The 20440-nt window shown below is 69.2% G+C and carries 17 protein-coding genes; 5 read left to right on the forward strand and 12 right to left on the reverse strand.

What is annotated here, in order from left to right; translation table 11 throughout:
* Positions 1–429 precede the first annotated feature (429 nt).
* Positions 430–690, reverse strand: a complete 261-nt coding sequence (locus tag ACZ61E_RS12425) for a hypothetical protein (RefSeq protein ID WP_469699551.1) — start codon at positions 688–690, stop codon at positions 430–432.
* Between the two features lie 237 nt (positions 691–927).
* Between ACZ61E_RS12425 and ACZ61E_RS12430 the strand changes: the two genes are divergently transcribed.
* The 3 genes from ACZ61E_RS12430 (at position 928) to ACZ61E_RS12440 (ending at position 5265) form a co-directional block, all read left to right on the forward strand.
* Entirely contained in the window at positions 928–3501 is a 2574-nt protein-coding gene (locus tag ACZ61E_RS12430) for a helicase associated domain-containing protein (protein WP_469699552.1), read from the forward strand.
* Positions 3502–3680: 179 nt separating this feature from the next.
* Positions 3681–4232 (forward strand): mycothiol transferase, encoded by a 552-nt coding sequence (locus ACZ61E_RS12435; protein WP_469699553.1) that lies wholly within the window; start codon positions 3681–3683, stop codon positions 4230–4232.
* Positions 4233–4491: 259 nt separating this feature from the next.
* A complete protein-coding gene (locus tag ACZ61E_RS12440) occupies positions 4492–5265 on the forward strand; it encodes an aminoglycoside phosphotransferase family protein (protein WP_469699554.1) in 774 nt (257 codons plus the stop codon).
* A 545-nt stretch (positions 5266–5810) separates the two neighbouring features.
* Here the strand turns inward: ACZ61E_RS12440 and ACZ61E_RS12445 are convergent.
* From ACZ61E_RS12445 to ACZ61E_RS12475, 7 genes are all read right to left on the reverse strand, one after another.
* Positions 5811–5945, reverse strand: coding sequence for a hypothetical protein (locus ACZ61E_RS12445; protein ID WP_469699555.1), 135 nt, complete (start codon positions 5943–5945; stop codon positions 5811–5813).
* Between the two features lie 122 nt (positions 5946–6067).
* Positions 6068–7582, reverse strand: a complete 1515-nt coding sequence (locus ACZ61E_RS12450; RefSeq protein WP_469699556.1) for an FMN-binding glutamate synthase family protein — start codon at positions 7580–7582, stop codon at positions 6068–6070.
* A 155-nt stretch (positions 7583–7737) separates the two neighbouring features.
* The gene (locus ACZ61E_RS12455) at positions 7738–9423 is read right to left on the reverse strand and encodes an acetolactate synthase large subunit (RefSeq protein ID WP_469699557.1); all 1686 of its coding nucleotides are present in this window, start codon (positions 9421–9423) and stop codon (positions 7738–7740) included.
* Positions 9424–9906: 483 nt separating this feature from the next.
* The gene (locus tag ACZ61E_RS12460) at positions 9907–11037 is read right to left on the reverse strand and encodes an XdhC family protein (protein WP_469699559.1); all 1131 of its coding nucleotides are present in this window, start codon (positions 11035–11037) and stop codon (positions 9907–9909) included.
* On the reverse strand, positions 11030–13201 hold the full coding sequence (locus tag ACZ61E_RS12465; protein ID WP_469699560.1) for a xanthine dehydrogenase family protein molybdopterin-binding subunit: 2172 nt from the start codon (positions 13199–13201) through the stop codon (positions 11030–11032). The genes ACZ61E_RS12460 and ACZ61E_RS12465 overlap by 8 nt, the downstream gene beginning before the upstream one ends.
* Positions 13198–14190, reverse strand: coding sequence for an FAD binding domain-containing protein (locus ACZ61E_RS12470; RefSeq protein WP_469699561.1), 993 nt, complete (start codon positions 14188–14190; stop codon positions 13198–13200). The genes ACZ61E_RS12465 and ACZ61E_RS12470 overlap by 4 nt, the downstream gene beginning before the upstream one ends.
* Entirely contained in the window at positions 14187–14765 is a 579-nt protein-coding gene (locus ACZ61E_RS12475; RefSeq protein WP_469699562.1) for a (2Fe-2S)-binding protein, read from the reverse strand. The genes ACZ61E_RS12470 and ACZ61E_RS12475 overlap by 4 nt, the downstream gene beginning before the upstream one ends.
* Positions 14766–15027: 262 nt before the next feature.
* Between ACZ61E_RS12475 and ACZ61E_RS12480 the strand changes: the two genes are divergently transcribed.
* Positions 15028–15663, forward strand: coding sequence for a TetR/AcrR family transcriptional regulator (locus ACZ61E_RS12480; RefSeq protein WP_469699563.1), 636 nt, complete (start codon positions 15028–15030; stop codon positions 15661–15663).
* Positions 15664–15718: 55 nt separating this feature from the next.
* Here the strand turns inward: ACZ61E_RS12480 and ACZ61E_RS12485 are convergent, their stop codons facing one another.
* The 4 genes from ACZ61E_RS12485 to ACZ61E_RS12500 all read right to left on the reverse strand — a co-directional run bounded on the left by ACZ61E_RS12485 (position 15719) and on the right by ACZ61E_RS12500 (position 18804).
* Positions 15719–16072 (reverse strand): CU044_2847 family protein, encoded by a 354-nt coding sequence (locus ACZ61E_RS12485; protein WP_469699564.1) that lies wholly within the window; start codon positions 16070–16072, stop codon positions 15719–15721.
* A gap of 109 nt (positions 16073–16181) precedes the next feature.
* Positions 16182–16631: a hypothetical protein gene (locus tag ACZ61E_RS12490; protein ID WP_469699565.1), complete on the reverse strand. Its 450-nt coding sequence runs from the start codon at positions 16629–16631 to the stop codon at positions 16182–16184.
* A gap of 71 nt (positions 16632–16702) precedes the next feature.
* Entirely contained in the window at positions 16703–17602 is a 900-nt protein-coding gene (locus tag ACZ61E_RS12495) for a trypsin-like serine peptidase (RefSeq protein ID WP_469699566.1), read from the reverse strand.
* Positions 17603–18261: 659 nt separating this feature from the next.
* Entirely contained in the window at positions 18262–18804 is a 543-nt protein-coding gene (locus ACZ61E_RS12500) for an MOSC domain-containing protein (protein WP_469699567.1), read from the reverse strand.
* 198 nt (positions 18805–19002) lie between these two features.
* Here ACZ61E_RS12500 and ACZ61E_RS12505 point away from each other — a divergent pair, with 198 nt between their 5' ends.
* Complete coding sequence (locus ACZ61E_RS12505; RefSeq protein WP_469699568.1) at positions 19003–20010, forward strand: DUF3048 domain-containing protein; 1008 nt, start codon at positions 19003–19005, stop codon at positions 20008–20010.
* Positions 20011–20440 lie beyond the last annotated feature (430 nt).

The raw sequence follows: 20440 nt of genomic DNA on the forward strand, positions 1-20440 counted from the left end.
CCCGCGGAGCGGGTCACCACAGCGCTGCGCGCTGTGGAACCGAACCGCCTCGCTTCGCTCGGCGGTGGCCGGGGGCGCTTCGCTTCCCCGTGAACCCCGTTGCTTCGCAACGGGGTTGCCTCCGCTTCGCGGAGGGCGGCCCTTCGGGCCGTCAAGTCCCGCGCTTCGCTTAGGACTTGCAGTACGGGCGCTTCGCGCCTAAAGGAGATGCGGGCGCTTCGCGCCCTTACGGCAGGTCCGCTTCGCTCCCCTGCCTTTCCGGCTTCGCCGGGGCCGGCCTGCGGCCTGCCCGTGGCTTCCGCTGCGCTCCAGCCACCAAAAACGCGGCAGCAAGGAGGGGGTCGGTCGGGCTTTGCCGTGCACGGGGCCTGACGGCCCGGCAGCAGGGCCGGGGGTTTCGCGAACCCCCGGCCTCAGGTCGTACACGGGTCACGCCTGTTGAGGGTGGCCACCGTCGCCTTCGACTACGAGCCGGTCGGTACCGGGTTCCTCGGCTCCTTCCACCACCGTCACGTCGATCTCCCCGTCCCCGGTGGTGTCGAACTGGTAGAGGTCCGCCTTGCCGTCGCCGGTCGTGTCCGTCATCCACACATCAGGCCTGCCGTCACCGTTGGTGTCGGCACTGAGAAGGACGTGATGCTCATCCCCCTGAGTGGCTATCGCTTCTTCGGTGCCCTCGTTGGTTTTCATGACAGACCGGTTGCCCCCGCGGGGTGCTCCGAAACCGCGCCGGGCCGGGCCGAATGAAATGAGTGCTTCAAAACATAAGTGAGATAGACTCTGGAGTAGAGGGCAGGCACCGGATGAGGAAACGGAGAGCCGTTTACCGCTCACACTGTCTCACCCCGGCCCACCCGGAGCACAGTCAGCCGAACGGGACGCGCTGCCCGGCATCCGTAACCGGCACGGTTTCCCACAGCATTCGAGATGCGGTGTGTCTCGTGCGTGAGGGTGCCAGGAGGCGAGGGAGTGGAAGTGACAGGCAGCGAGCTGAGGCCCCATCAGCGTGAAGCGGTCGACAGAGTGCGGAGCGCACTCGAACTCCCCGCACGATCACGCATGCCCGAGCGGGGCCTCCGGACGCAGGTGATCATGGCAACCGGGTCTGGGAAGACCAGGGTCGCGGCCCGCAGCGCGGAAGAACTCCACGCGGGCCGTGTGCTGGTCCTCGTGCCCTCGCTGGACCTCCTGGCACAGACCGAGACCGCGTGGCGCGAGGCCGGCCGCCGGGGCCCGATGATCGGAGTGTCCTCACTGAGGGGGGATGAGGCGTCCTTCCCCCACACCACGGACGTGGACGAGCTGGTGGAGTGGACCCGTGGACTGGAGAAAGTCACCGTCTACGCCACGTACGCCTCGCTCGGGCTGGGCACGCTGGAGCGGGCGCACGCTGCCGGCCTCACGGGCTGGGATCTGATCGTCGTGGATGAGGCGCACCGGACATCGGGGCGGATCGGGAAGCCATGGGCGGTGGTGCACGACAACCAGAAGATCCCGTCGCTACGGCGCCTCTACATGACCGCCACACCCCGGCTGTGGCAGGTGGACGAGGACCAGAAGCAGGGCGCGCCCAGCGAGCTGGTCGCGAGTATGGAAGACGACCCGGACTCTCCCTTCGGCAGCAGGGCGTTCACTTTGACGCTGTCAGAGGCGATCGACCGGGGAATCTGCGCCCCGTACCAGGTGGTGTGCGTGGACATCGCCGACACCCAGCTCCAAGCCACACAACTCCTGGGAACCGAGCAACGCTCGGACCAGGTACGCGGAGCACGACTCGCCGCGCTCCAGACCGCCCTGGTGAAAGCATCCGCAGAGGAGAACTTCCGCCGCACGCTCACCTTCCACCACGTCGTCAAGGAAGCCGAAGCCTTCGCGGCCGGCCTCCCCGACATCGCCGCGCAGCTGCACAACGCCGACCCAGAGCTGTACCCCGAAAGGATCTGGGCCAACTGGCTGTGCGGCGACCACACGCCCAACCACCGGCGGCGTGTGCTGGGCGAGTTCGCCGACGGGATCGCGACGGACGGCACGGTCGTGGAGAAGGGCTACCTGAGCTCGGTCAAGGTCCTGGGCGAGGGCATCGACACCAAAGAGTGCGACTCCGTCTACTGGGCAGACGTGCGCGGCTCCATGCCCGACCTCGTCCAAGCGGTCGGCCGGGCGCTGCGGATGCAGCCCAGTGAGGGCAAAACCGCGTCCCTCGTCGTGCCGGTCCTGCTCGAGCCCGGCGAAACAACCGACAACATGCTCACCTCCCGCGCATACAGCGGACTGGCCAAGCTCCTGGGAGCCCTCAGGGCGCACGACGCACGCGTCGTGGAGACTCTGGCGGAGCAGCAGGCCCCAAGTCGCTACACACCCGTCCAGAAGGGCGCACAGGGCCAAGAGAGCCAGGGAGAGGGGAACGGGTCCGACGGCCCGTCGTCGTCCGCGCGAAAGCTGCTGAAGTTCAGCACGCCCCGCGACCCCGCACAGCTCGCCGCGTTCATCAACCTGCGGGTCCTGAACCCGGAACACGAGCACTGGCGGCGCGGGATCGAAGCCGCCACCCTCTACCACCGCGAACACGGCGACCTCCGCGTCCCGTTCACCTACCACGTACCCACCGCCGTCGACAACCAGGAGGCAAACGCCGGGAAGTGGCCGCCCTCGCTCGCCAACTTCCCCCTCGGGCAGTGGATCGCCGACAACCGGCGCTTCCACACCCGCGGAAACATGGACAAGGGCCGCATCGAGCAGCTGCAGAAGCTCGGAATGGTCTGGAGCCATCTCGACGTCGCGTGGGAGGAAGGCCTGTCCGCCGCCCGCGGGTGGGCAGCCGAACACGGACACCTCCTCGCACCGCTGAACGCCACCCACCAAGGCGCGAAGGTAGGCATCTGGCTCAAGAACGCACGCGCCGCCGCCCGGAACGCCACCGAGAACCAGAAACGACACGCCGAGGGCCTGCCCCTGGAGTCCACAGTGTGGACCATGCCCGAATCACGGCGCGAACAGCTCGAAGAGATCGACCCGTCATGGTGCCCACCCTGGCCCGTGGAATGGCAACGCAACTTCCACCTCGTCCGCCTCCACTTGGAGGCCGACGGCGAACTGCCGATGGGGCCCGGCGATGTCGTGCGCCAGGGCGAAGACCTCGGACGATGGGTACGGTCCGTACGGCACGGCTGGGACAAACTCACCACCGTGCAGCAGTGGATGTGCCAACACATCCTCGGCATCACACCCGCCACCCAAGACGAAAAACCGCCCCCGCGCCCCACGCAAGCCGACAAATGGGCCGCGAACCTCGCCGCCGCCCGCCAGTACTACCAACGCGAAGGACACCTTCGGGTACCGAGAAAACACATCGAACGGATCGAACGGATCGCCATCGGCCAGAACCAAGAAGAGCAGGAGATCCGCCTCGGAGCATGGATCAACAACCAACGCACCCGCGCCGCGGCGCTGTCCCCCGAACGGGCAGAACAGCTCTCCCAGATCGGCATGCGCTGGACATGAGTGCCTACTTCCAATCCCTAGCGAACGTTCACCCAGCTCAGAATTCGAACAGGGCCTAGCTGGAGCGTGGTCGGCGGATCTTGTGTTTTCGAGAGATCGGTTCGTTGCAGTTCGCGGACTTGGCCAGGGTGGACTCCGCAAGGCCAAACTGTCGGAACCGTTCGCTAAGGTCTGCGGCCATGACTGAGATCACTGCGGAAGCGTGGCCCGAACCTCCACTCGCCGGTACTGAGGCGGCAGCCGTCATCGGTGCCCTCGAACGCCAGCGGGCAACGCTTGCCTGGAAGTGTTCCGGCTTGGACGCAGCTGGCATGCAAGCCACAGTCGGCGCATCCACCATTACGCTGGGCGGCCTGCTCAAGCACCTGGCGCACGTAGAAGACAGCCACTTTGCACGGCTGTGGCTCGGTGCTGCCGTTGGCGCCCCCTGGAATACCGTCGACTGGGGCGGCTTCCCAGACTGGGACTACCACTCTGCTGCCAAGGACACTCCCGAGCAACTGCTCACTCTCTGGCAGGAATCAGTCGCCCGTTCCCGTGCCATCGTTGACAAGGCACTCAGCGCGGGCGGCCTGGACCAGTTCGGTGCCTATGTAACCCACAGCGGCGAACACCCCAACCTCCGCCGCATTCTCCTGGACCTCATTGAGGAGTACGCCCGCCACGTCGGTCACGCCGACCTGATTCGCGAATCCGTCGACGGCCTTGCGGGCGAGGATCCGCCGAGGTGAACTGAGGTTTCTCGTGTGCTCGCTCCGCTGGTCGGGCGGGCTGACGGGCTCGTGACGGCGGTGGGAGGATAGGTGCGGCTCAGCAGATTTGGGATCTCCCGGTGGCGGTGGTGACCGTCACCAGCGTTTCGATCAGTCCCGTTGCGCTTCGCGAGAGTCGGGTTGCCCGTTTCCGTGAGAGCTCCTGCGGGTGATTCGCCTGTACACGATGCAGACACTGTGAGTGCCTGTTTCTGAACCAATGTGGGATTCTGCCCACGTGGTGACTGACGAACGTGTGTTGCAGGACGATCCTGATCGCAGGGTGGTACGCATCGGCGACACGGTCCGGCGGCCCGTGCATCCGTGGACCCCGGCGGTTCACCAGTTGCTCCGGCATCTGGAAGGTGTCGGCTTCCCCTACTCGCCACGGGTGCTCGGGACCGATGAGGAAGGACGTGAGGTCCTCACCTATCTCGATGGTGAGTCAGGGCCGCAGGGCTGGGCCAAGGTGGTCGACGACACCGGCCTGGTCACCTTCGCCCGCTTCTTGAGGGAGTATCACGACGCGGTCGCAGGCTTTCGTTTGCCTGAAGGGCTGAGCTGGTGCACCGGCGAGAGCGGGCCGGGCGACGGCGAGGTGGTCTGTCACGGTGACTTCGGCCCGTGGAACATCGTCTGGGCACAGAAGACCCCCGTCGGCATCCTGGACTGGGACTATGCCCGGCCGGCAGACCGGCTGCACGACATCGCCTACGCGCTGGAGTACGTCGCCCCGTTCCGGGACGACGCCGAGTGCCTCCGCTGGCTGCGGTACCCCGAGCCACCTGACCGACGCCACCGCTTGGAGCTGTTCGCCGGTGCCTACGGCTTGACCTCAACCGACGGCCTGGTCAACGCGGTCATCGACCTCCAGAAGGCCGCAATCGAGCAGGTCCGCGCGCTGGCCTCGCGGGGGCTTCAGCCGCAAGTCCGCTGGGTCGCCGACGGCTACCTCGACGACCTGGCCCAACGAGCCGACTGGAGCCGAGCCAACCGCCACTTTTTCGAGTAGGAGCCTCGTTCCGATCCTTGGTGAGGGTCTTGCCCAGCTCAGAAGCTGTATTCGATCCTCGGTTCTGAGCAGATCGGGGACCTAGTTTGGTGTGGCGTCCGAGAGTGCCGGGTCGATGAGGGAACTGCGCCACCGTCTCGGAAATCGGCTCGGCAGCACACAGCGGTACAAGGCACAGTGGCTTCACGAGCGAACGAGGGCTGGACCCCGACGGAACGATTGCACGCGAACGCGCACTGGACCGAGCGTCGGCAGCGTTCACCCCCGTAGTCGACGCCACCCGCGCCGACGCCACAGCGATCGAGGTCACCCTCAAGCACGTGTTCCCCCAGATCGATGGCGTCGGCATCCTGCTGACCAGCACCCACACTCTGCACGCTTCCTTCCGGCGCCTCCAGGCCCTCACCACACACCGCCGCGCACACTAGACGGCATCCGAGCGCCGATCGTCGCCGGCCACCCACCGGACCGCCGGGAGAAGCTGCTGTCCGCAGCTCCTTCGCGCCGGACGAGGTCGTGTGCGCGCTACGGGACTGGGCGCCGGACTACCCCGTCACGGCGGCGCCGGGCATCGCCCGCAGCATCATCCGGTCACGGTGAACGTGATCCCGGACCCCGAGCACCCGGACACCGCCGACACCCTGGAGGCGATGCGCGATGAGCACCTGGTGCTCGCGCACGCGGTGCGCACCGAGTCCGTCCGGTGCGCACCGCGATGCGCACCGGCGTCCACTCGGTGGGCGTGCTGCGCAGGGCATGACGGTTGAAGAGACGGTTGAAGACAGGTGGCCGAGTAGCCGGCTCAGGTGGTGAGCAGTTCGGCGATCTCATGGGCGAGCTCCGGGCCGAGCGAGCCCCAGCCGTCCTTGTAGCCGTACACACTCCCCAGGCTCCGGGCGTCGTAGTCGCCGTTCAGGATGTCTATGTCGGTGGGGGTGATGAGCGACGGGTGGAGGACACCGACGGCGCCCGAGACCTTCAGCAAATCCCTGCGCAGGGTGCGCAGGTACATCGCGGCCCGGACGCCCTTCGAGGGCGCGTCGATGCCGCGCGCCAGCCACGGGTCCTGGGTGGCGATGCCGGTGGGGCACTTGCCGGTGTGGCACTTCTGGGCCTGGATGCAGCCGATGGACAGCATCGCCTCACGGCCCACGTTGATCAGGTCGACGCCGAGGGCGAACGCGACGACGGCGCTCTCGGGCAGACCGAGCTTGCCGGAGCCGATGAAGGTGATGTCGTCGGTCAGGCCCCGCTCGGCGAACACGCCGTAGACGCGGGAGAAGCCGATGCGGAAAGGCAGGGACACCGAGTCGGTGAAGATCAGGGGAGCCGCCCCGGTGCCGCCCTCGCCACCGTCGACGGTCACGAAGTCGACCCCTCGCTCGCCCCGCTCCATCAGGGTGGCGAGTTCCTCCCAGAAGTCCATCTCCCCGATGGCGCTCTTGATCCCGACCGGCAATCCGGTCTCCGTGGCCAGCAGTTCCACGAAGTCGAGCATGGAGTCCACGTCGTGGAACGCGGTGTGCCGCGACGGCGAAGCGCAGTCCTCGCCTGCGGGAATGTCGCGGATCCTGGCAATCTCGTCGGTCACCTTTGCGCCCGGCAGCATGCCGCCGAGCCCCGGCTTCGCGCCCTGCGAGAGCTTGATCTCGATCGCCTTGACGGGCGCGTCCGCGACCATGGACTTGAGCTTGTCGAGGTTGAACGTCCCGTCCTCGTTGCGGCAGCCGAAGTACGACGTACCGATCTGGAGGACGAGGTCCCCGCCGTTGAGGTGGTAGGGCGACAGGCCGCCCTCGCCGGTGTTCTGCATCGTCCCGGCCAGCGCCGCGCCCTTGTTGAGCGCCGTGACGGCCGCGCCGGACAGCGAGCCGAAGCTCATCGCCGAGATGTTGATGACGCTCGCCGGGCGGAACGCCTTCGCGCGGCCGCGCGGTCCGCCGAGCACCTTGGCCGAGGGCAACGCCGCCTGCGGGTCGCTCAGGTCGGGCAGCGCACCGGCGAACGTGCGCTGCTTCACGTATGCGTGACCCTGCTCGTGCTCGATGTCGTTGTCGGTGCCGAACCCGAAGTAGTTGTTCTCCCCCTTCGCCGACGCGTAGATCCAGCTGCGCTGGTCACGGCTGAAGGGGCGCTCCTCGTCGTTGGACGTCACGATGTACTGCCGCAGTTCAGGGCCGATCGTCTCCAGCACATACCTGGCGTGTCCCACCAGGGGGAAGTTCCTCAGCAGCGCGTGCTTCTTCTGCACGAGGTCGCGGACGGCCACCAGCGCCAACCCCGTGGCGGCTGCCGCACCTATACTCCGAGCACGCATGACAAAAGTTCCTCTCCTAGACCGGCCGGACCCTACGGTGGCCGTCTACCCCGCGCCGGGGAAATGCCACGCGATGCCGCAGACCAGAGGGCACCGTCCCTGCGGGAGGGCCGCGGCGCGGGCCCGTACGGGGGTCGGGCCGCGCCGCGGGCGGGTCAGAGCGCCGAGTCGAGGTGCCCGAGGTGCTCGATGAGGTTCATGTTCTCGGCGTAGTCCACCGGGCAGTTGATGATCGACACGCCCGGGTCCGCCAGTGCCTCACGGAGCGTCGGCAGCAGGTCCCCAGCGGACTCGATGTGGTAGCCCTTCGCGCCGAAGCTGCGGGCGTACTGGACGATGTCCGGGTTGCCGAAGTCGGTGTTGGAGTGTTCCCCGACCTCCAGGTCCATCTTCCACTTGATGAGCCCGTAGCCGTTGTCCTCCCAGATCAGCACGGTCAGCGGGATGTTCTCGCGAACCGCCGTCTCGATCTCCTGGGAGTGCATGAGGAACGAGCCGTCGCCGACCGCCGCCAGCACCTTCGTCCGCGGCCTGGCGAGCTGAACCGCGAGCGCGCCGGGAAGCGAGAAGCCCATGGTGGACAAGCCGTTGGAGATGAGGCAGGTATTCGGCGCGTACGTCGGGTAGAGCCGGGCCATCCACATCTTCAGCGCGCCGGTGTCGACCAGCACGATGTCGTCGCGACCGAGCGCGGCGCGGGTGTCGGCGATGACGCGCTGCGGGGCGAGCGGGTAGCGATCGTCCGCGGCGCCCTGCTCAAGTTCCTTGGCCAGCAGCGTGCGGGTGGCGGCGGTGTCCTCGTCGTCGATGGTCCAGCGCAGGCCGTCGAGTTCGGTCACGAGGGCGTCGAGGGAGGCGGAGATGTCGCCGATGATGCCGACGTCGACCGAGTAGCTGTCGTCCACCTCCGCCGGGACGCGGCTGATGTGGACGATCTTCTTGTCACCGTCCGGGTTTATCCGGGACGGGTCGAACTCCTGCAGCTCGTAGCCGACGGCGATGACGACGTCGGCCTCCTCGAACCCGAAGTTGGTGTAGTCGCGACGCATGAAGCCGAACGTGCCGGTCGCGCACGGGTGGTCGTCGGGCAGGACGCCCTTGCCGTGGAAGGTGGTCGCCGTCGACACGTCGAGTGCGGTGGCGAACGCCGCCAGCGACTCCTCGGCGCCGGCGCGCGCCGCGCCGTGTCCGGCGAGGATCACCGGCCGGCGGGCCTCCCGCAGCAGCTCCACCGCCCGCTTGATCTGCTTCGGGGACGGTGCCTCGGGCTGCACGACGTTCCTGCGCAGCGGGCGCAGGTCCGAGCCGTCCGTCGCCTCGTCGACGTCCTCGGGCACGGCGAGGTAGACGGCGCCGGGCCGCTCGGACTCCGCGGTCTTGAACGCGCGCCGCACCATCTCGGGGATGGCCCGGGTGGCCGGGACCTCCGCCGACCACTTCGTGACCGGGGCGAACATGCTCACCAGGTCCACGAACTGGTGGGACTCCTTGTAGTTGCGCTCCTTGCCGACCTGCGCGGTGATCGCGACAACGGGCGTGCTGTTCGTCATGGCGTCGGCGACGCCCAGCATCAGGTTGATCGCGCCGGGCCCCAGCGTCGCGGACATCACCCCCGCCGAGCCGGTGAGCCGGCCGTGCATCTCCGCCATGAAGGACGCGGCCTGCTCGTGCCGGGTGAGGACGTAGCGGATCTTCTCCGAGCGGGCGAGGGCGTTGGTGAAACGGATGTTCTCCTCGCCGGGTACGCCGAACACCACCTCGACGCCCTCGTTCTCCAGGCAGCGAACCAGGAGTTCGGCCGCTCCGTCGGGGGTCTGCTTACGGTGCTCGGCGTCGCTCACGCTGATCGTGTCCTCTCCTGAGTTCGGCCGCGCCGATGAGCGGGCCGGTCAGCCGTCTACCCCGGCCGGCCGCCCGGACGCCTGCTGACCGGGGCTACGAGAAGCTCAATTGGACCCGGGGCGCGCCGTCCGGGCCTTCGGCGCCGCCCGACGGGGCTGGTACGGGCGGCGCCGCGCGCCCTCGGAAGGGGGCGGCAGGGTCGATGCCGTATCAGCGGCGAAGTACGTCCTCGGGGCATGGGCCGGCAATCAGCGCGGCAGAGCCGCTTCGCTGTCACCGGAGCGCATCGAGCAACGGTCCGCGATCGGCATGCGATGGACACAACCGAACTGCGGGCAACAGCGCGGCCGGGCACATTCACCCCGCCCGGCCCCGCCGCCGCCGAGGAGTCAGCCGAAATCAGGCTTCCGCCGGGCGGGAACAGCCGGGACCGACAGCGGCGGCGCAAGCCCCTTCCCGGCGTGCGACCTTCCAGCGCCCGGTCAGGCTCTCGCCCCCGACAGGTCCCGGTGGATGGGCTCAATCCCTCCCGTCAGCGGCAGACCCGTGCCGCCGCGCCGGGCCGCGACGACCTCGGCCGCGATGGACAGAGCGGTCTCCTCGGGCGTACGGGCCCCGAGGTCCAGACCGATGGGCGAACGCAGACGGCTCAGCTCGCCCTCACTCAGCCCCGCCTCCCGCAGACGCCGTGTCCGGTCCTCGTGGGTACGGCGTGAGCCCATCGCACCGACGAACGCGACCGGCATCCGCAGGGCTTCCGTGAGCAGCGGCACGTCGAATCTGGCCTCGTGGGTGAGGACGCACAGAACCGTGCGCGTGTCGGTCGGGGTACGCCGCAGATAACGGTGGGGCCAGTCGACGACGACCTCGTCCGCCCCGGGGAAGCGGGCTTGGGTGGCGAAGACGGGCCGTGCGTCGCACACGGTCACGTGATGGCCCAGGAGCTTGCCCGCCCGCACCAGTGCCGCGGTGAAGTCGACCGCGCCGAAAACGATCATGCGGGGCGGTGGTGTGCTGGTCTCGACGAGCAGGGTGAGTCCGCCCGGGCAGTGCGCGCCGTCCTCGCGGAGCCCGACGGTGTCGGTACGGCCGGCGTCCAGCAGGGCCCGGGCCTCGGCCGTGGTGGTGCGGTCCAGTTCCCGGTGGCCTCCGAGCGAGCCCTGACCGGTGCCGTCCGCGCGGACCAGGAGGGCCCGGCCGAGGAGTTCGGCCGGGCCGCTCACCACCCGGGCCAGGGCCGCCGCCTCGCCGGCGCTCGCCGCGGACAGCGCGGCCCGCAGCACCGTCCGCTCCGGCGACTGGGCGTGGACCGGTGTGACCATCACGTCGATGGTCCCGCCGCAGGTCAGTCCGACCGCGAAGGCGTCCTCGTCGCTGTAGCCGAACCGTTCACGTACGGCCCGGCCGTCCTGGAGGGCCCGCTCGCACAGTTCGTAGACCGCACCCTCCACGCAGCCGCCCGACACCGAGCCGATCGCCGTACCGAGGGTGTCGACGGCGAGGGCGGCTCCGGGCCCGCGCGGCGCGCTGCCGCCGACGGAGACAACGGTGGCGACGGCGAACTCCCGGCCCTCCTGCATCCAGCGGTGCAGCTCGCCGGCGATGTCAAGCATCCGCGGCTCCCGCGTCCTGCGGCAGCGCCCCGGCCGGGCCGTACGTGGCCGCCGTGAGGACACGGTCCGGGCGGATCGGCAGGTCGCGGTGACGGACGCCGGTGGCGTGCCAGACCGCGTTGGTGACCGCCGCCGCCGCGCCCACGATGCCGATCTCGCCGACGCCCTTGATACCGACCGGGTCGTCCGGGTCGTGGTCCTCCACCCAGTCCGCCTCGATGTCCGGGACATCGGCGTGCGTCGCCACGTGATAGCCGGCCAGGTCGGGGGCGTAGTGGCGGCCGGTGTTCCGGTCCCGTACCGCCTCCTCGTGCAGCGCCATGGAGATGCCCCAGGTCATGCCGCCGACGAGCTGGCTCCGGGCGGTGAGCGGATTGACGATCCGGCCGGCGGCGAAGATGCCCAGCATGCGGCGTACCCGGATCTCTCCCGTGGTGACATCCACGGCGACCTCGGCGAACTGGGCGCCGAAGGAGTGCCGTTCCTTCTGCGCGAGGGCGCGGACGGCCTCGGTGGTGTCGGACCGGACGCTCACCCCCTGCGGAGGGATGACCGGGGCCGAGACCAGCCGCTCCCGCAGCCCGGCCGCCGCGGCCGTGACCGCCCAGGCCCACGAGCGGGTCCCCATCGAACCCCCGGCGATCATCGCCGGGCCGAAATCACTGTCCCCGATACGGACACGGACCCGTTCGGGCACGGTGTCCAGCGCGTCGGCAGCGATCAGGGTGAGGGCGGTACGGGCACCGGTACCGATGTCGGCGGCCGCGATCCGTACGGTGAACGAACCGTCCGCCTCTGCCGTCACCGAAGCCGTGGAAGGCGCCGCCCCGGCACCGAACGAGGCCGCCGCCGTACCGGTGCCAAGGAGCCAGCGCCCGTCCCGGCGCACGCCGGGACGCGGGTCACGGTCCGCCCAGCCGAATCTGCGGGCACCCTCCCGGAAACAGGCCGCCAGGTTGTGGCTGCTGAACGGGAGACCGGAGACGGGACCGGTCTCCGGCTCGTTGCGCAGGCGCAGCTCGACCGGATCGACACCGCACCGTTGCGCGAGTTCGTCGAGAGCCGCCTCGATCGCGAACGACCCCGGGGCCTCACCCGGTGCGCGCATCCAGGTCGGGGACGGCACATCGAGCCGTACGACATGATTGGCCGTGCGATGGGCAGCGGCGTCGTACATCACCCGGGCCACACCCGCACCGGGCTCGACGAACTCGTACACCGTCGACGTCTGGTTCAGCGAGTGGTGTTCCAGGGCGCGGAGCCGCCCGTCGAGGCCGGCGCCGAGCCTGACCCGCTGCGTGGTGGGGCTGCGGTAACCGGCCAGCGAGAACATCTGACGCCTGGTCATGACGACCCGTACGGGGCGTTGCAGGGCGGTCGCGGCCATCACCGCCGACACCTGATGGGCGCGCAGGCCCTTGCTGCCGAAACCGCCGCCGATGTGCTCGGAGCGCACCCGCACCGAGGACTCGTCGAGCGAGAACATGTTGGCGAGCTCGCCCTGGATCCACGTGGCGCCCTGATTGGAATCCACGACCTCCAGCCGCCCACCGTCCCACCGCGCCGTCGCGGCGTGCGGCTCGATCATGCTGTGCTGTTCTTCGGGTGTGGTGTACCGGGCGTCCACCACGACCGCGGACGCGGCGAGTCCGGCCGCCAGATCGCCCTTCTGCGTCTCCGCCGGCACATGTCCCTGGGCGGGGTAGGCGCCGGGGTGGCCCGCGAGGAGCTCGGTGTCGTGCGGCTCTTCGTCGTAGGTGACGACCAGGGCCTCGGCGGCCTCCCTGGCCTCCTCGGGTGTCGTGGCGACGACCAGCGCGACCGGCCAGCCGGCGTGCGGCACCCCGGGCCCCTGGAAGACGGCGGCGGTCGGGTCCGGGGGGACTCCGAGCAGGCCGACGTAATCGGTGTTCAGACGGGGGGCGTTGCCATGATGCAGGACGGTGAGAACGCCCGGCATGCCCAGGACCGGGGCGGTCTCGACCGAACGTATCCGGCCGCGGGTGATGGTGGACAGGACCAGCCAGCCGTGGGCCAGGTCGGCGAAGGGGATCTCTCCCGCGAAGCGGGCCGTGCCGGTGACCTTGGCGCGGCCCTCGATCCGGGTGTGCGCGACACCGACGGCCCCTCGCAACGCCGCGGCTCCTGGCGTGGTGAGCGTCATCGGAGGTCCCTCTCGGCGAGTTCGGTCAGCACGGAGATCACGAGGTTGCGTATGAGGGTCACCTTGTATCCGTTGTCGGGCAGTGGGCTGGCGGCCGCGAGTTCGGCGTCCGCGGCGGCGGCAAAGGTCTCGCGGCCGGCGGGGGCCCCGGTCAGGACCGCTTCGGCCGCGCGGGCGCGCCAGGGCCGGGACGCGACGGCCCCGAAGGCCAGACGCGCTTCACGGACGCGGCCGTCCTCGATGCCGAGCGCGGCGGCGACCGAACCGATGGCGAACGCGTACGAGGCACGTTCGCGGACCTTTCGGTAACGGGAGCGGGCGGCGACCGGAGCCGGCGGCAGGCTGACATGGGTGACCAGCGCGCCCGGAGGCAACGCGGTCTCCCGGTGAGGGGTGTCACCGACGGGAAGGTAGAAGTCGGTGAACGGCAACTCGCCCGGCCCGTCGGGGGTCTCGTAGGAGACCACGGCGTCGAACGCGGTCAGTGCCACGCCCATGTCGGAGGGGTGGACCGCCACACAGTGGTCGGTGGCGCCGAGGACGGCGTGATTGTGGTGCTCGCCGCTGATGGCGGGACAACCGCTGCCCGGGACACGCTTGTTGCAGGGTTTGCTCACGTCGGCGAAGTAGCCGCAGCGGGTGCGCTGGAGCAGGTTGCCACCGACGGTGGCCATGTTACGAAGCTGCCCGGAGGCACCGGCCAGAACGGCCTGAGTCAACGCCGGGTAACCGCGCCGGACGTCGGGATGAGCGGCGAGATCACTGTTCGTCACCGTCGCCCCGATACGCAGGCCACCGTCCGCGGTGCGCTCAATACCGTCGAGAGGCAGTGGTCGGATATCGACCAGCCCGGCGGGACGTTCGACACCGGTCTTCATCAGATCGACGAGATTGGTCCCGCCGCCGAGGAACCGCGCGTTCGGCGCGGCGGCACGCAACGCCACCGCGCCGGCGACGTCAATAGCGCGCTGATAGGCGAACTCCCTCATACGACACTCCCCTTCGCGGCGGCCGTCCGCTCCTCTTCAAGCGTCCGGGCCGCACGGGTGACGGCCCGGACGATCGAGACGTAGGCGCCGCAGCGGCACAGATTCCCGCTCATCCGCTCACGGATCTCGGCCGGGGTCAGGGGTGGCGGACCCGCCTCGGGGCTCACGTCCTCGGTGGCCGCGCTCGGCCAGCCGGCCGCGTGCTCCTCGATGACGGCGATGGCCGAGCAGATCTGTCCCGGGGTGCAGTAGCCGCACTGGTAGCCGTCGAGTTCGAGAAAAGCCTGCTGGACGGGGTGCAGCTCGCCCTCGTCGGCGAGACCTTCGACGGTGGTGATCTCGCGCCCCTCGGCCGCGACGGCGAGGCTCAGACAGGACAGGACACGGCGCCCGTCGACCAGGACGGTGCAGGCGCCGCACTGGCCCTGGTCGCACCCCTTCTTGGTACCGATGAGATCGAGCCGCTCACGCAGGGCGTCGAGCAGGGTGGTGCGGTGGTCGACGGACAGATGGTGCTTCTCGCCGTTGATGTCGAGGATGATCGCACTGGACGTCGACGGGGGAGCTGGGGCCATGATCAGCCTTCTCTGTGTCTGTTGACAGGAATCGGGCCGTGGTCAGCGGTCGGGTGCGGTGGTAGCGGGATAGCAACCGCCGGCAGCAACGGCGAGCCGAGGGTGGGGGCATGAGGTGAAGGCTCGTCAGAAGGCTGGGGCCAGGCGACGGCCGGCGCTAAGGTGAGACCTAACCGGACTGCTGTCCACTCACACTCAACGTAACGGACAGCTGTCCGGTTAACAAGGACGGGATTCGGCCACGAACCCGTAAGGAGGACGTGTGCCCCACTCGGAGAAGGACACCCCCCTGCGTTCGGACGCCCAGCGCAACCGCGAACGCATCCTGCGGGTCGCCATGGCCGAACTGACACGGCAAGCGGACGTCCCCCTGAGCACGATCGCCAAGAAGGCCGGTGTCGGCCAGGGCACGTTCTACCGCAACTTTCCCCATCGCGAGGCCCTGGTCCTGGAGCTCTACCGCTACGAGATGCAGCAGGTCGCCGACGCGGCGGCCGACCTGCTGCACACGCACGGCCCCGAACAGGCCCTGCGTGAGTGGATGAACCGCCTCGCGGGGTTCGCCATGACCAAGGCCGGTCTCGCGGACGCGATCCGACTGGTCACCAGCGCGCCGGGCGGGCCCGCCAGACCGGGTCCCACCCCGGTGATGGACGCCGCCGGAACCCTGCTCCACGCCAACGAGGAGGCCGGCACCATCCGCCCAGGAGTGACCCCGGACGACTTCTTCCTGGCCATCGCCGGGCTCTGGCAGATCGATCCGCACGAGGACTGGCAGCCGAGAACCACCCGCCTCCTGGACATCGTCATGGACGGACTGCGCGCAGGGGCACCCGGCCCGGCACCCCGACCGTCCCGACCGCCTCAACCCGCCCCAGAACCACCGCGGACACCGTGACGGGACCACGCCGCCCCGCCGGCCCGCCGCCGGGCGCGGAGCGCGGTTCATCGCCTCATTGCGCCTGAGGGCGGGCCGGGACCGGGTAGGTCAGCGTGACCGCGATCGACGCCTCGGCCGATCCGCTGAACACGACGATGTTTCCCTCGCTGGCGATCGTGATGCCGAACTCGACGGAGACGGACTCGGGAGCGAGGGCCTGCGTCGCCAGCTCACTGACGGTGTGGCTGAATCGCTCGGCCACCGAGTGGATCGTCTCCTGGACATGGTCCAGCGCCTCGGCCGCCTTCTGTCCGGCGACCCTGCGCAGGGACGACGAGGTGGGCTCGGATCCGGGGAGGCGCTGAACGGCGATGTAGACGTCCTGACCGCCGATGGTGGTGGGAACTACGTCCTTCTGATAATTCACGGGCTGGTTACCCTTTCCGTACCGGAACGAGAAATTCCCTGTCGAGCCGGATTACCGCCGAGCCGGAAGCGGTGAACGGTACCGGTGTGATTCATGAGAACGCCCGGAGTCAGTGCGGCGCCAGCTGATAGGTCCCGGCGAAAATGAGTTTGCCGTCCGGTTGCTGGTAGTAGCCGGTCCCGGCGGGCTCCTTGTGCCACTTCCAGAAATGCCTGAGCAGGAATCCGCCGATCCGGACCACCCTCCCGACCGGAGTGGCCTTCGCCAGACTCCGGAAGAACCACGAGTCCCTGAGAACGTGGACCACCTCCCGGAACGGCTCCTCACTGCGGTCGGCGTGGTCGAGCGCGAACAGATACCGCACGCCCTGGCTGTCGGAGAGGACGAACGCCAGGATCACACCGGTCTCGTGGTGTATGTAGGCATCACCTGACTCGATCGTGATCGCGTCCGGAGTGCCGTCGTCAAGAACAGCCGGGACGTTCAGGGGATGGGTGTTGAGCCGCGAAACGCTCATCAACCAGTGCCCGTAGTCGCTGTCGTGCGGGCTTCTCTCCACTTGATCGGCCTTCCACTCGTCAGTTGCCGGACCTCAGCAGCCGTACGTCCGGCAAGGCGTCGAAACCCCGCCTACAGGTAGTAATCGAAGAACCAGCGAGCAGCTCGCTGGAGCACACTCTCCGTCTCATCCGTTATCGCGTCCGACACCACTCCTCCCGCACCGGACGGTGTGTCCACGGCCCCACCCGAGGGCACTTGCGGAGGTACAGCCTCAGTGATGTCCCGGTCCGGTGACCGGACCGTCTCCACAGGGATCTCGCTGCCCGGGCCGGTGCCGGGCTTGCGCATCAGGCGCTCGCCGGCCACCGTCGCGGCACCTGCGGCGGCGAAGCCGATCCATCGGCTCCCGCCGAGGTCGACGTGCCCCTCGCAGAGCGAGCGCAACTCATCGACTCGCGCCGCCCACACGCTGTTGGCGAGCCAGCCGTCGGAAGTGTTGTAGCGCGCGGAGACGACACCGACCACGCTGTCGTCGTTCCGTTGCCGGACCGGCGCCCCGCTCATGCCGGGCAGCACGTCCCGCGAGTAGAAACGCCCCAGGACGACGTCGTCGGCGCGGCGGACCTCGCCCTGCCATTCGCCGAGTGCCTCCACCCATACGACAGGTGGCTGGTCACCCGCCTCGTGGATCAGAGCATGCCCCACCACTGTCACGGGCACCGAGGGTCCGACCGTTTGGGCGCGGCGCAGAAGCCGGGCGCTCTCGGGGAAGGAGGCATCGGCCTTGAGCAGTGCCAGATCCGCCCGCCGGTCGTCGGTCACGACCCGGGCCGTGATCCGCCCGGAACCGGGGTCGCTCAGGCGGTCGACCCTCAGTACTTCGTCGTCCCCCAGCGCCAGCGTGGCCTGTACGACGTGCCAGGCGGTCACCAGATATTCGGGGGCCACCTGAAAACAGGTGCCCTGCGGAACTCCGGAAGGAGAGAGAATCCGACCCACGTAGAGAGGAACGGAATGAGTAGCTGCCATGCCCCACCCTTGTGCTTGCGCTCGGGATCAGAGGAACCATGAGTGGGGGGAGTTGATCGGATTCTCCGTCGGCCGTACCAAGTATTTAGTCACAGCGACTGGGATCTATTCACTGATGATAGATATTGCCTGTTCTTGTCCAATCGAAGCTTCTGATCATTCGGCAGCGACCGCTTCGGAACAGAAATCGGCATGTGACTGCTACGAGCCGGGGCAGCCGGAGCGGCAGCCGAGGGCTCACCGGGTGGCACGCAGCCATCAGCCTCCGAAGCCGTCGGCCGCGGGCCGGGAGTCTTCATCGACGTCGAGGTCTACGCCAGCGACCGGAAGACCGTGGAGGGGTTCGGCCCCGGATTCCCGACACCGATCGGATCGGGCTCGACGACGTCGGCGGGCGGAGGGCACTGTCCTCGGCACGACTACCGAACATCCTCTGAATGATGGCGCCGGCCCGACCGGTGCCCATGCTGTCCTGCGCCACTGGCCGACCGCGCTCGGACTGGCGGCCGCAACCGCGCAGTCCACGACCTTCGCGCCTCGGGCGAGCTCCAGCCTCGCGGTTCCGGGCACCGCCAGGCGATCGTCGCGTCCGGGCTCGCAGCGTGCTCTCCGGTACGGCGCGAGCCCTTCGACACATCACGAACTGCTCGCTGGAAGGGTCAGACCCGGTCGAGGGGGCGATGGGGCTCCGCCGGGAACTCCACCGTGATGGTGTCGCCGGGACGCACCGGGCCGCCCACCCGGACGACGCTCATGATTCCCGCCTTGCGCACAATGTTCCCGTCCTCGTCACGACCGACGACCTTCTTCAGCAGTCCGTCCTGGAAGTTGTCGATCTGGAGGCAGGGATTGCGCAGACCTGTGACCTCCACGATCGCCTCGTCGCCGATGCGCAGCAGTGCCCCGACGGGCAGGCCGAGCAGGTCGATGCCGCTGGTGGTGATGTTTTCGCCGAGCTCGCCGGGCGCTACGTCGAATCCCTCTTCACCGACTTCGGTGAAGAGTTCCTCGTGAATGAGATGGACCTGGCGCAGGTTCGGCAGGCTGGGGTCCTGCGCGACACGTGAGCGGTGCTTGACCGTGACGCCGGCGTGTACGTCTCCCTCCACGCCGAGCCCGGCGAGCAAGACGATGCTGCCCCGGTTGGGCTTGGTGAACGAGTACTCGCTGTTGCTGCTGACGGCCGATACCGTCCCGCTCATTCCGCGGCTCCCTGTTCGGTGGCGGTGATCCGCCCCGAGCCTAGCCCGCGGCCCGCGGCGCCCGATGCACAGGATCCCTGGGATCAATCGCGGGGGCAGGCCGCGACTGGCGCCGCGTCGTACAACGGTATTGACGGCGGCGCCCCGAGGGGGATGAGGTGGCTGTCCATCCGACTCCCCCACGACGGAAGGCCGTTCATGCTCGGCAACACCGCCTCACCACCCCCCACCGGTACCACCCGAGGTGCGCGGCTGACCCCGCGTCTGCTGGCCTGCCTGGCCGTGGTGGGCGCTCTGGCCACAGGAACGGCAGCGACCTCCTGGGCGGGAGAGAGCGCCCCGCCAGGGGGCTCCGCGCCGGCGGAAGCCGTCTCGCCCTTCACCGGGCTGCCCGCCGAGCCGGCCCCCGTACTCGCCGTCAAGATCGACAACCACCAGGGCGCCCGGCCGCAGACCGCTCTGGAGGACGCGGACATCGTCTTCGTCGAGAAGGTGGAGGGCGGCCTGAGCCGGCTGCTCGGCCTCTACGCCAGCAAGCAGCCCGCCGCTGTGGGACCCGTCCGCAGCGCCCGTGAGTACAACATCGAGCAGCTCCGTATGTTCGACCGGCCCGCGCTCGCGTACTCCGGCGCACGGGCCGACGTGGTGGACATGATCAACGCGTCCACGCTCTACGGCGTGTCCCACGAGGACTTCCCCGACGACTACTTCCGGGGTACCGACCACGAGGCTCCCCACAACCTCTACGGGTACCCGGACAAGATCCTCGGAGAGGCTCCTGAGGCCAGCGCGAGCGACGACATCGGCTTCCGCTTCGGGGACGAGGCGCCCGCGGGCGGCACGGCGACCACGGAGCGCTCCGTGAGCTACGGCGCCGCCACGACCTCCTTCAACTGGTCGGCGCAGGAGGACCGCTGGCTCGCCTCCTTCGACGGTGCCCCCGCGATGAGCAGCGACGGCGACCGCCTCGGCGGAAAGACCATCGTGGTCCAGAAGGTCGCGATGCCGCCGGACTCCGGCGGTGAGACCCCGTACGAGGAGACGGTCGGCACCGGCTCGGCAACCGTGCTGCGCGACGGCCGGGCGTACGAGACCACCTGGGAGCGGCCCACCGCGGAGGCGGGCACGACCTTCACCCGGGCCGACGGGGAGCCGATGGCCTTCGACCGGGGTCAGGTCTGGGTCGTCTACGAAGAGGCCGAGTAACCGGACGGGCCGACGGCTGTTCCGCGGTGACCGGCCGGCCCTGGCCGGAATCGCCGAGGTCCGGGCCCGTGCCGGCATCGCGGGCAGGCGAGGGGTCCGTCACGGGGTACTGCCGATCTTCCGGCGGTTCGGCGTGCGTACCGATGACCGGTGCGGACTGGGGCTTCCGGCAGCCCCGGGCCGCGCACCATCCGGTTGGAAGCCGGCCTTCCCTCGGGGTGCTTCGTGTTTCTGTCGCCGCGCGAGGGCGTCAACTGGCCGGATGCGTGCGAGGCGGAGCCCTCGGCGTCTGAGCCGGTGGCGGCGGTCGCCTCGGGGTGGGGGGGGGCGGGGGGGGGGGGGGGGGGGAAAAAACCACAAAGGCGCCGCGTCCTTCCTCCGTGGGGGGAAAAAGAGGGAGGGAAGAGGGACAGGCCGCCACACTACCCCC

The sequence above is a fragment of the Streptomyces sp. NPDC104581 genome (genome assembly GCF_055583685.1).